This window comes from Rhodosalinus sp. FB01, from assembly GCF_041365715.1.
Lineage (GTDB): Bacteria > Pseudomonadota > Alphaproteobacteria > Rhodobacterales > Rhodobacteraceae > Rhodosalinus.
On record NZ_JBGFSH010000006.1, the window covers coordinates 55,296 to 66,073 of the forward strand.

Below are 10,778 nucleotides of genomic sequence, written 5' to 3' on the forward strand. Positions count from 1 at the left end.
GCAGCGGCACGAACGGCAAAGGGCGCGGACGTGGCCGCCGCGCCCTTTCTTCGACAGTGGTGCCGGTGCCGCGCGTCGCGGGCGCGGGTCTCAGCGGTCCTCTATGTCCACGTAATCGCGCTTCGTCGCGCCGAGGTAGAGCTGCCGCGGGCGGCCGATCTTCATCTGCGGATCGGCGATCATTTCCTTCCACTGGCTGATCCAGCCCACGGTGCGGGAGACGGCGAAGATCGGCGTGAACATGGAGGTGGGAAAGCCCATCGCCTCAAGGATGATGCCGGAATAGAAATCGACGTTCGGAAAGAGCTTCTTGTCGCGGAAATAGTCGTCGGAGAGGGCGATGCGCTCCAGCTCCTTTGCGACCTGGAGGACCTTGTTGTCGCCCACGCCGAGAAGTTCGAGCACCTCGTCGGCCGACTGCTTCATCACCTTCGCGCGGGGGTCGAAGTTCTTGTAGACCCGGTGCCCGAAGCCCATCAGGCGGAACGGGTCGTCCTTGTCCTTGGCGCGCTCGATGTATTCCGGGATCTGCTCGACCTCCCCGATCTCCTTGAGCATCTCGAGGCAGGCCTGGTTGGCGCCGCCATGGGCCGGCCCCCAGAGACAGGCGATGCCGGCCGCGATGCAGGCGAAGGGGTTGGCCCCCGACGAGGAGGCAAGCCGCACCGTGGAGGTGGAGGCGTTCTGCTCGTGATCGGCGTGCAGCGTGAAGATCCGGTCCATCGCGCGGCTGAGGATCGGGTTCACCACGTAATCCTCGGCCGGCACGGCAAAGCACATCCGCAGGAAGTTCGAGGCGTAGTCCTGATCGTTCCGCGGATAGACGAAGGGCTGGCCGACGGAATACTTGAAGGCCCAGGCCGCGATGGTGGGCATCTTGGCGATGAGCCGGATGGAGGCCACCTCGCGCTGCCAGGGATCCGAGATGTCGGTGCTGTCGTGGTAGAAGGCCGACATCGCGCCGACCACGCCCACCATGATCGCCATCGGATGCGCGTCGCGCCGGAAGCCGCGGAAGAAGTTCTGCATCTGCTCGTGCAGCATCGTGTGGTTGGTCACGCGGCTCTCGAAATCCTCGAGTTGCGCCGCGTCGGGCAGTTCCCCGTAAAGCAGCAGGTAGCAGACCTCGAGGTAGTGCGACTTCTCGGCGAGCTGGTCGATGGGATAGCCGCGATGGAGCAGCTCGCCCTTGCCGCCGTCGATATAGGTGATCGTGCTATCGCAGGAGGCCGTGGAGGTGAAGCCGGGGTCGTAGGTGAACACGCCCGCCTGGCTGTAGAGCTTGCGGATGTCCACGACGTCGGGCCCCGCCGTCGGGCTGAACATGGGCAGGTCGTAGCTCTGGCCGTCGATGGTGAGCTGTGCCGTCTTCGTGCTCTCAGGCATCTCGGTTCCCTCGTCTCCGGCGCCCGGGACGCGGGCGCATTGCGGTTGGCGACCGGGGCCGGCTGGACCGGCCGCTGCGCGCGCGTGACGTCGAAGCCCCGGGCGCGCCCCGTCTCACTCTTCCCCGGCGCGGGCGGCGTCGGCCAGTCGCGCCACGGTTTCCTCGCGACCGAGAACCAGCATCATGTCGAAGACGCTGGGTGTCGCTGCGCGTCCTGCCAGCGCGGCGCGGAGCGGCGCTGCGAGCTGGCCGAATTTCATGCCCTTTTCCTCTGCGAAGCGGGTCGCGACATCTTCCAGCGTGTCGCGCGACCAGCTAGCACTTTGCACCTGCGGCGTCAATTCTCCCAGTATGCCACGGGATACATTGTCGAGCGCCCGTCCGGCCTTCTCGTCCGGCTCCACGGGGCGGTCGGCGAGGGCGAAATGCGCCTTTTCAAGGAGTTCCGGAAAGGTCTTTGCGCGCTCTTTGAGGTACGGCATCGCCATGAGGAGGCGCGCGCGCTTCTCGGTGCCGAGCGGCGGACGCCCCGTCGCGGCCAGGAAAGCTTCCAGGTCATGCAGCAGCGCAGCATCCTCCATCGCCGCGATGTGGCGGCCGCTGATGCTGTCGAGCTTCTTCATGTCGAGCCGCGCGGGCGCCTTGTTGATGCCCTCGAGCGAGAACAGGCGCCGAAGCTCCTCGTCGGTAAACACCTCCTGATCGCCGTGGCTCCAGCCGAGGCGGGCGAGATAATTCCGCATCGCCTGCGCCGGATATCCCATGTCGCGGTACTCGGTGAGCGACACCGCGCCGTGGCGCTTCGACAGCTTCTTGCCGTCCGGGCCGTGGATCAGCGGGATATGCGCCCAGACCGGGACGTCCCAGCCCATCGCCCGGTAGATCTGCATCTGACGCGCGGCGTTGTTGAGGTGATCGTCGCCGCGGATCACGTGGGTCACGCCCATGTCGTGATCGTCCACCACCACGGCCAGCATGTAGACGGGCGTTCCGTCCGAGCGCAGAAGCACCATGTCGTCGAGCTGGTCGTTCCGGATCGTGACATCGCCCTGCACCACGTCCGCGATCACGGTCGTTCCCTCGCGCGGCGCCTTCAGGCGGATGACGAAGGGCGCGTCCGCGGGATGCGTGGCCGGGTCCGCATCGCGCCACGGGCTGCGGTAGAGGGTGGAGCGGCCCTCAGCACGCGCCGCCTCGCGGAACGCGTCGATCTCTTCAGTCGTGGCGAAGCACTTGTAGGCGGTGCCGTCCGCCAGCATCCGGCGGGCCACCTCGGCGTGACGGTCGGCGCCGGCCGCCTGGCTCATCGCCTCGCCGTCATGGTCGAGCCCGAGCCAGTCGAGCCCGTCGAGGATGGCCTGCGTCGCCTCGCGCGTCGAGCGCGCGCGGTCCGTATCCTCGATCCGCAACAGGAAGCGCCCCGACCGGCCCCGCGCGAAGAGCCAGTTGAAAAGCGCCGTGCGGGCACCCCCGATGTGAAGATACCCGGTGGGCGAGGGGGCAAAGCGGGTGACCACCTGGTCTGTCATTCGGCGCTCTCTCTCGGGGTGCGGTTCGTTCCGGGGCCAGCGTGTCGCAACGCGCGCGCCCCGCGCCTGTCTAGCGAGGCCGGGGCCGCAGGACAAGCCGCGCGGGCGGCGGCCGGGCCTTAACCCCTTGCTAACCATGACGGCGCATTGTGACGCGCGCCGGACGGGCCGGCGGGGACGGTGGAACATGTGGAACGAAGGCGCGCTCGCCCGGGCCTTCCTGATGCAGCGCGGGCATCTCTTTCCCTGGTCGGCGGTCCTTTTCGCGCTGGGGATCGGCCTCTATTTCGCCTTGCCGGCAGAACCCTCGGCGCAGACGCTGGGGCTTGCGGGCGTGGCGGCGATCGGTCTGGGCGCGGCGGCCCTGCGCGCGGGCTGGCACGTGGCGCCCGCGCTCTGGGCGGTCGCGCTCGTCGCGGCGGGCTTCGCGGTGGCGGGCGCGCGCGCCAATGTCGTGGCCGCCCCGGTGCTCGAGTTTCGCTACTACGGCGCGGTAGAGGGGCGGGTGCGCGCGATCGACCGCTCCGCTTCGGACGCGCTGCGCCTGACCCTCGATCAGGTGAGGCTGGAACGGATGGCACCGGGCGAAACGCCCGCGAAGGTGCGCGTCGCGCTCCATGGCGCACAGGAGTTCCTCGATCCGGTGCCGGGCACGCGGGTGATCCTCACCGCGTTTCTCTCTCCGCCGCAAGGCCCGGTCGAGCCCGGCGGCTTCGACTTCCGGCGCCATGCCTGGTTCCAGGGGCTTGGCGCGGTGGGCTACACGCGCACGCCGGTCCTCGTCCTCGCGCCCCCTTCGGCCGAGATGGCGGCCGCGGTGGCGCGCGCGCGGATGGCGCTCTCGGCCCGGGTGCAGGACGCGCTGCCGGGCGAGGCGGGGGGCTTCGCCGCGGCCGTGCTAAGCGGGGACCGTTCGGGCATCGGGCAGGACACGCTTCGCGCCCTGCGCGAGTCGAACCTCGCGCATCTTCTGGCCATTTCGGGGCTGCACATGGGGCTTCTCGCGGGCTTCGTCTTCGCGGCGCTGCGCCTCGCCATCCTCGCGCTGCCGCGGGCGGGCGTGCGGCTGCCGGCGAAGAAACTCGCGGCCTGCGGCGCGCTCCTGGCCGCTGCGGGCTATCTTGCGCTTTCGGGCGGAAACATCGCCACCGAGCGCGCCTTCGTGATGGCGGCGGTGGCGCTTCTCGCGGTGATGCTCGACCGTCGCGCGATTTCGCTTCGCGCCGTGGCGCTGGCGGCCCTCATCGTGCTCGCGCTTCGGCCCGAGGCGCTGATGGGCCCCGGGTTCCAGATGTCCTTCGCCGCCACGACCGCGCTCGTGGCGGTGTTCGCGGCGCTGCGCGATCGCAAGGGGCCGCGCCCGCCACGGTGGCTGGCGCCGGTCCTGGCCGTGGTCGTCTCGTCCTCGGTGGCGGGGGCGGCGACGGCCCCCATCGGCGCGGCGCACTTCAACCAGCTGTCGCATTTCGGCTTGCCCGCCAACCTGCTCGCCGTGCCCCTGATGGGGCTGCTCGTCATCCCGGCGGGCGTGGTGGCGATCCTGCTCATGCCGCTCGGCGGCGAGGCCGTGCCGCTCCGGGCGATGGGGCTCGGCCTCGACTGGATCCTCGGCGTGGCGCACAGGGCCGCGGGCATGCCGAACGCCGTCGGCCATGTGCCCGCGCCGCCCCCCGCGGTGTTGCCTTTGCTGGCGCTCGGCGGCGCATTCGTCGCGCTTTGGAGGGGCCATGGCCGGTGGGCGGGCCTCGTTCCTGCCCTCGTCGCGCTTGCGCTCTGGACCGGAACGGCGCGGCCCCCGGTGCTGGTGGCGGACGAAGGCGCGCTCGTCGGCGTGATGACCGCGGACGGCCGGGCGCTCAGCAAGGAGCGGGGCGCGGGGTTTCCCGCCTCGGTCTGGCTGGAGAACGATGGCGACGGCGCCACGCGGGCAGAGGCCGTGGCGCGCTGGCCCGAGGCGGGACCGGTGCGCCATGTCTGGGGCAAGCGCCGCGCGGCGAATTTCGAGGGCTGCGCGCCCGGCGAGATCGTGGTGATGACGGAGCGTTATGACGGGCCCGCGCAGCCTTGCCTGCTGCTGGACGCGCGGCGCCTCGAAGGGGCGGGCAGCCTTGCGATCTGGCCCGATCCCGGCGGTCACATAATCGAAAGCGCGACCCTGCGGGAGGGCCGCAGGCTCTGGACGCCCGCGACCGTGGCGGAGGTGCCCGCGCGGCTTGCCGCGGCGCAGGCTCAGTAGGTGCGGATCAGCCCCACCAGCCGGCCCTGGACCTTCACGCTGCCCTCGGGAAGCACGCGGGTTTCGTAGGCGGCGTTCGCTGCCTCCAGCAGGATCATGTCGCCCTTCCGCTTGAACCGCTTGAGCGTGGCCTCGTAGCCCTCGACCTGCGCGACGACGATGTCGCCGTTCTGCGCCTCCCCGGTTTCGCGGATGATGACCACGTCGCCGTCGTTGATGCCGGCCTCGATCATCGAGTCGCCCTTCACCTCGAGCGCGTAATGCCGGCCCTTGCCCGAGAGCATCGCGCCCGGCACGGCGATCTGGGGCGTCTCGTCGGCGATGGCCTCGATCGGGGTGCCAGCGGCGATGCGGCCCAGAAGCGGAAGCTCCATCGCCTCGGCGCTCTCCACGTCGCGCGCCGCGGCCGGGCGGGGCGGCGCCTCGCCGCGGTCGCCCTCGATCACGCGCGGCACGAAGCCAGAGGCACCGCCGCGCCGGGCCAGCTGGTCGGGCAAGCGCAGGATCTCGATGGCGCGGGCACGATGGGCGAGACGGCGGATGAAGCCGCGCTCTTCCAGTGCGGTGATCAGCCTGTGGATCCCGGATTTCGACCGCAGGTCCAGCGCCTCCTTCATCTCGTCGAAACTCGGCGGTACGCCGTCGCGCTGCAGGCGCGTGTGGATGAAGTCCAGCAGATCCATTTGCTTGCGCGTGAGCATTGGGCGCCCTCCGTCCCGGTGCAGATTGACGATGTTCTACGCATGTTCCCGTTTTGTGTCAAGCTTATCCACATCAGACCTGTCGCGTTGCGGCCACGCTGCGTCAGGAAAGCGGGATGAAGTCCACGATCTCGCCCGCGGCGCGGCGCCCGTCGGACGCGGGGCGGACGAGAAGCGCGTCCGCCTCGGCCAGCACCGACAGAAGCGCGCTGTCCTGGCTGTCGAAGGGGCAGAGCCCCGTATCCGTGCGGCGTGCGCGCATGTAATGCTCGCGCGGGCCGTTGGCCGCCACCGCCCGGGCAAGCGGGGCCTGCCGGCGCGGCGCGGGGGCTTCGCCGAGGCCCAGCATCTTGCGGATCACCGGGGCCACGAAGACGTGGCCGCAGACGATGGCCGAGACCGGGTTGCCGGGCAGCCCGATCATCGTGGCATCGCCCAGCCGCCCTGCCATGAGCGGCTTTCCCGGCCGCATGGCCACCTTGTAGAACGCCTGCTCCATGCCGAGGTCGGCGGTCACGGGCCCCACGAGGTCGTGGTCGCCCACCGAGGCGCCGCCGACGGTCAGCACGAGATCCGCGCCTTGGGCCAGCTCGAAGCCGGCGCGCAGGGACGCCGTGGTGTCACGCGCGACGGGCAGAAGCCGCGCCTCCGCGCCAAGCGCCTCCAGCAGGGCCTTCAGCGCGTAGCTGTTCGAAGCGATGATCTGGTCGGGGCCCGGGCGCTCGCCGGGCAGCACCAACTCGTCGCCGGTGGCGAGGATCGCCACCTCGGGCCGGCGCGCCACGGTCACCCGCGGCAGGTTCATCGCCGCGAGAAGCGCCGCGTCGGCGGGCGACAGCCGGCGCGGCGCGGCGAGACGGTCGCCCTTGCGGAAATCCGCGCCGGCGGGGCGGACATGCGGGCCCGCGCCGAGGCTGTCGAGGAGCATGACCGTCTCGCCCTCCCGCGCCGTGTCCTCCTGGATGACCACGCGGTCGGCCCCGTCGGGTATCGGCGCGCCGGTGAAGATCCGGACGGCCTCTCCGGGCCCGAGCGCGCCCGCGAAGCGCCGCCCCGCGGCCGCCTCTCCGACCACGCGGAAGCGCGCGCCGGGCCGCGCCTCGGCCGCCGCCACCGCGTAGCCGTCCATCGCCGAGGCGGGGAAGGGCGGCTGATCCCGATCCGCGACGGCGTCCCGTGCCAGCACGCGTCCCGCCGCCCGTTCGAGCGGCACCTCTTCGGCGCCCAGCGGCGCCACGAGGGCGAACAGGCGCGCGAGCGCCTCGTCGACGGTGATCATGGCGCTTCGTACCGGCCCGATTTTCCGCCGTCCTTCAGCGTGACGCGCAGGCCCCCGATCTCCATGCCGCGCTCCGCCGCCTTCAGCATGTCGTAGATGGTGAGCGCGGCGGTGGAGGCCGCGGTCAACGCCTCCATCTCGACGCCGGTCGGGCCGGTCGTCTTGACCGTCGCCGAGATGCGCAGCCCGGGCAGATCGCGGTCGGGCTCGATCTCGACCGTGACCTTCGTGATCGGCAGCGGGTGGCAGAGCGGGATCAGCTCGGCCGTACGCTTTGCGCCCATGATCCCGGCAAGCCGCGCCACACCGATCACGTCGCCCTTTTTCGCGGAGCCTTCTTCAACGATCGCAAGTGTTTCCGCGCGCATCTTCACCCAGGCGGCGGCGGTCGCGGTGCGGGCGGTCGCGGGTTTTCCCGACACGTCCACCATCTGCGCCGCCCCGCTCTCGTCGAAGTGGGTGAGGCTTGCCATCACATGCCTCCACCGGCAAAGAGCGGCTTCGACAGAAGAGCGCGCGTCGCGGCGGCCACGTCGTCCGCACGCATCAGGGTTTCGCCCACGAGGAAGCAGCGCGCGCCATAGCGGGCGAGTTCGGCGAGATCGTCGGAACTGGACAGGCCGCTTTCCGACACGATGATCTTGTCCTCGGGCACCCGCTTCACGAGCTTGCGCGTCACGCCGAGCGACGTCTCGAAACTGTGCAAGTCCCGGTTGTTGATCCCGACGAGGCGCGAGGACAACCTTCCGGCGCGCTCGAGTTCCTCGGCATCATGGACTTCCACGAGCACGTCCATGCCCCAGCGCGCGGCCTCGGTTTCGAGCGCCGTCGCCTCCTCGTCGGTGACGGCGGCCATGACGATCAGGATACAGTCCGCGCCGATCGCCCGCGCCTCGGCCACCTGGTAGGGATCGAACATGAAATCCTTGCGCAGGATCGGCAGGCTGCACGCCTCGCGCGCCAGGGTGAGGTCCTCCTTCGAGCCCTGGAAGCTTGGCGCGTCGGTCAGCACCGAGATGCACGCGGCCCCGCCCGCGGCATAGGCGGCCGCCAGCGCTGCGGGATCGAAATCCTCGCGGATGAGCCCCTTGGAGGGCGACGCCTTCTTGATCTCCGCAATCAGGCCGTAGCCCTGTTTCGAGGCCTGCAGCAGCGCGTCCGCGAAGCCGCGCACGGGTGGCGCGTTCTTCGCCGCCGTCTCCACCTCGCCGATGGGCTTGGCGGCCTTGCACGCCTCGATCTCTTCGAGCTTGTAGGCCTTGATGCGGTCGAGAATGGTGTCGGTCATGTCGCCTCCGTGGTGATCCGGGCCAGCGCCTCTACCTTGCCGCGCGCCGCGCCGCTGTCGAGGCTTTCGCGCGCGACCGCCACGCCCTCGCGCTCGTCCGCCGCGCGGCCCGCGACCACCAGCGCGGCGGCCGCGTTCAGGAGCACCGCGTCGCGGTAGGCCGAGGGCGCCCCGTCGAGAAGCGCGCGAAACGCCTGCCCGTTTTCGGCCGGGGTTCCACCCAGGATCGCGTCGAAGGGGTGTACGGGCAAGCCGAAATCTTCCGGGTGGATCTCGGCCTCGCGGATCGCGCCGTCCTCCTCGAGCGCCACGAGACGCGACGGCCCCGCGATCGAGATCTCGTCGGTGCCGTCCGCGCCGTGCACGAGCCACGCCCGCTCGCTGCCCAGCCGCTTGAGCGTTTCCGCCATCGGACGCAGCAGCGTGCCGGCGAATGCGCCGGTCAGCTGGCGCGCGACCCCGGCCGGATTGGTCAGCGGCCCGAGGATGTTGAAGATTGTCCGCGTGCCGAGCTCCGCGCGCACCGGGCCGACATGCGCCATGGCCGGATGGTGCATGGGCGCCATCATGAAGCCGATGCCCGCCTCGGCAAGCGCGCGCTCCACCACGTCTGCGTGGACCATGACGTTCACGCCCATCTGGGCGAGCGCGTCGGCGGCGCCCGATCTCGACGACAGGTTGCGGTTGCCGTGCTTGGCCACCGGAACGCCCGCGCCGGCCACGACGAAGGCCGCGGCGGTCGAGATGTTCAGCGTGCCCTTGCCGTCGCCGCCCGTGCCCACGATGTCCATCGCGCCCGGCGGCGCGACGACCTTGTGGCACTTGGCGCGCATCACGCGGGCGGCGGCGGCGTATTCGTCCACCGTCTCGCCGCGGGTGCGCAGCGCCATGAGAAAGCCGCCGGTCTGCGACGGAGTCGCCTCCCCCTCGAAAAGGCACTGAAAGGCGCGCTCGGCCTCCTCCGAGGTCAGCGCACGATCGGCGGCGGCGCCGATGAGCGGCTTCAGCCCCTCGGTCATGCGGCCACGCGGGTCAGGTCGAGAAAGTTCCGCAGCATCCGGTGGCCGTGCTCCGAGGCGATCGACTCGGGGTGGAACTGCACGCCATGCACGGGCAGCTCGCGGTGGGCGAGCCCCATGATCGTGCCGTCGCCCGCCCGTGCGGTCACGGTGAGGCAGTCCGGCAACCCCTCCTCGGCGACGGCGAGGGAGTGGTAGCGCGTGGCCCGGAAGGGCGAGGGCAGCCCCGCGAAGACGCCGGTGCTCTCATGGGCGATCTCGTCCGTCTTGCCATGGACGATCCGCCCCGCGCGCACCACGCGTCCGCCGAAGACCTGCCCGATGGTCTGGTGCCCGAGGCAGACACCCAGAAGCGGCACGCCCGCCTCGGCGGCCGCGCGGGTGAGATCGAGGCAGATCCCCGCGCGGTCCGGGTCGCACGGCCCCGGCGACAGAACGATGCCCTCCGGCCGCATCTCGAGCGCCTCTGCCGGGGTCAGCGCATCGTTGCGCCGCACGACCGTGCGGGCGCCTTCCTCGCCGAGAAAATGCACGAGGTTCCAGGTGAAGCTGTCGTAATTGTCGATCAGGAGCAGCATCGAGCGGGCCCGGTGAAACTTGGGGTGGAGGCGCGCCCCCGTGTCGGGCTATACATGCTCAGGCTTGCGCGAAAGCGTCAAGGGGCAGGCAAGCCGCACGGGATCGACCCCGCGGCGGGATAACAAAGAAGAGGCAAGGCCATGGCACGCGGAGCTCTGGCAGGATTTCTGTGGGGAACGGCGCTTTCGGTGGTGGGCGTCGCGGTGCTCTCGGTCTATTCGGACCCGCCGCGGCTGGTGCCCGAAACCGAAGGGGCGCTCGATGTGCCGGCGGGATCGGGGTTCGACCGGGGCGCAGGGGACACACCTGCCACGCTGCCCGGACCGGAGGATGCGCCCGCCCCCGACGGGGACGCGCCGCGCGCGGATGCGCCCGCGCCCGACGACCTCTCGACGCTCGAGGGCGTGGAGCGCGAAGCGGCCACTCCGCCGGCAACAGGCACGCCGGCGGGCGACATCGCCGTCCCCCCGGAACCCGGCCCCGCGCCCGAGGCCGAGTCCGCGACCGACACGGCGCCAACGATCGCGCAGGCCGGGCAGGGTCCCGGCGCGCCGCAAGGCGAAACGCCGCCCGCCGCCCCGCAAGCGCCCGGGCGTCCCGAGACGGCCGCCCCGGAACGCGCTGCGCTGGCCCCGCCAGCCGAGCCGCCTGCCGAGGCCGCGCCGGATGGGGGCGCACGCGATGCAGCCCCGGACCGGGCGGATGCGCCGGCCAGCGCGCCGACCCGAAGCGGCGGCGACCCCGCGCCAGAGGCCGAGAC

General features: G+C 71.1%; 9 protein-coding genes and 1 pseudogene. 2 read left to right on the forward strand and 8 right to left on the reverse strand.

Going from position 1 to position 10,778, the window contains the following annotated elements; all coding sequences use genetic code 11:
* Positions 1-90: 90 nt before the first annotated feature.
* Together gltA and gltX are read right to left on the reverse strand one after the other, a co-directional pair.
* Complete coding sequence (gene gltA / locus AB6A65_RS10610) at positions 91-1,386, reverse strand: citrate synthase (protein ID WP_371038356.1); 1,296 nt, start codon at positions 1,384-1,386, stop codon at positions 91-93.
* Between the two features lie 114 nt (positions 1,387-1,500).
* Positions 1,501-2,916, reverse strand: a complete 1,416-nt coding sequence (gltX, locus tag AB6A65_RS10615; protein ID WP_371038357.1) for a glutamate--tRNA ligase — start codon at positions 2,914-2,916, stop codon at positions 1,501-1,503.
* 187 nt (positions 2,917-3,103) lie between these two features.
* Between gltX and AB6A65_RS10620 the strand changes: the two genes are divergently transcribed.
* A complete protein-coding gene (locus AB6A65_RS10620; protein ID WP_371038358.1) occupies positions 3,104-5,152 on the forward strand; it encodes a ComEC/Rec2 family competence protein in 2,049 nt (682 codons plus the stop codon).
* On the opposite strand, the gene lexA is transcribed toward AB6A65_RS10620, so the two are convergent.
* The 6 genes from lexA to AB6A65_RS10650 all read right to left on the reverse strand — a co-directional run bounded on the left by lexA (position 5,146) and on the right by AB6A65_RS10650 (position 10,017).
* Positions 5,146-5,853, reverse strand: a complete 708-nt coding sequence (lexA, locus tag AB6A65_RS10625) for a transcriptional repressor LexA (protein ID WP_371038359.1) — start codon at positions 5,851-5,853, stop codon at positions 5,146-5,148. The two genes, AB6A65_RS10620 and lexA, sit on opposite strands and share 7 nt — an antisense overlap.
* 103 nt (positions 5,854-5,956) lie before the next feature.
* Positions 5,957-7,132, reverse strand: coding sequence for a gephyrin-like molybdotransferase Glp (gene glp / locus AB6A65_RS10630; RefSeq protein WP_371038360.1), 1,176 nt, complete (start codon positions 7,130-7,132; stop codon positions 5,957-5,959).
* Positions 7,129-7,605, reverse strand: coding sequence for a cyclic pyranopterin monophosphate synthase MoaC (gene moaC, locus AB6A65_RS10635; RefSeq protein ID WP_371038361.1), 477 nt, complete (start codon positions 7,603-7,605; stop codon positions 7,129-7,131). The genes glp and moaC overlap by 4 nt, the downstream gene beginning before the upstream one ends.
* A complete protein-coding gene (gene trpC, locus AB6A65_RS10640) occupies positions 7,605-8,420 on the reverse strand; it encodes an indole-3-glycerol phosphate synthase TrpC (RefSeq protein ID WP_371038362.1) in 816 nt (271 codons plus the stop codon). The genes moaC and trpC overlap by 1 nt, the downstream gene beginning before the upstream one ends.
* Positions 8,417-9,439, reverse strand: a complete 1,023-nt coding sequence (gene trpD / locus AB6A65_RS10645; RefSeq protein WP_371038363.1) for an anthranilate phosphoribosyltransferase — start codon at positions 9,437-9,439, stop codon at positions 8,417-8,419. The genes trpC and trpD overlap by 4 nt, the downstream gene beginning before the upstream one ends.
* Positions 9,436-10,017 (reverse strand): aminodeoxychorismate/anthranilate synthase component II, encoded by a 582-nt coding sequence (locus tag AB6A65_RS10650; protein WP_371038364.1) that lies wholly within the window; start codon positions 10,015-10,017, stop codon positions 9,436-9,438. Before AB6A65_RS10650 ends, trpD begins: the two co-directional genes overlap by 4 nt.
* Before the next feature lie 141 nt (positions 10,018-10,158).
* Between AB6A65_RS10650 and AB6A65_RS10655 the strand changes: the two are divergent.
* Positions 10,159-10,778: pseudogene (locus tag AB6A65_RS10655) on the forward strand (hypothetical protein); the annotation flags it as partial.

What these genes read in the sequence shown, in the direction of transcription:
- trpC (WP_371038362.1), bottom strand. Translation starts at nt 8,420, where the DNA reads ATGACCGACACCATTCTCGACCGCATCAAGGCCTACAAGCTCGAAGAG.
- gltA (WP_371038356.1), bottom strand. Translation starts at nt 1,386, where the DNA reads ATGCCTGAGAGCACGAAGACGGCACAGCTCACCATCGACGGCCAGAGC.
- AB6A65_RS10650 (WP_371038364.1), bottom strand. Translation starts at nt 10,017, where the DNA reads ATGCTGCTCCTGATCGACAATTACGACAGCTTCACCTGGAACCTCGTG.
- glp (WP_371038360.1), bottom strand. Translation starts at nt 7,132, where the DNA reads ATGATCACCGTCGACGAGGCGCTCGCGCGCCTGTTCGCCCTCGTGGCG.
- gltX (WP_371038357.1), bottom strand. Translation starts at nt 2,916, where the DNA reads ATGACAGACCAGGTGGTCACCCGCTTTGCCCCCTCGCCCACCGGGTAT.
- AB6A65_RS10620 (WP_371038358.1), top strand. Translation starts at nt 3,104, where the DNA reads ATGTGGAACGAAGGCGCGCTCGCCCGGGCCTTCCTGATGCAGCGCGGG.
- trpD (WP_371038363.1), bottom strand. Translation starts at nt 9,439, where the DNA reads ATGACCGAGGGGCTGAAGCCGCTCATCGGCGCCGCCGCCGATCGTGCG.
- moaC (WP_371038361.1), bottom strand. Translation starts at nt 7,605, where the DNA reads ATGGCAAGCCTCACCCACTTCGACGAGAGCGGGGCGGCGCAGATGGTG.
- lexA (WP_371038359.1), bottom strand. Translation starts at nt 5,853, where the DNA reads ATGCTCACGCGCAAGCAAATGGATCTGCTGGACTTCATCCACACGCGC.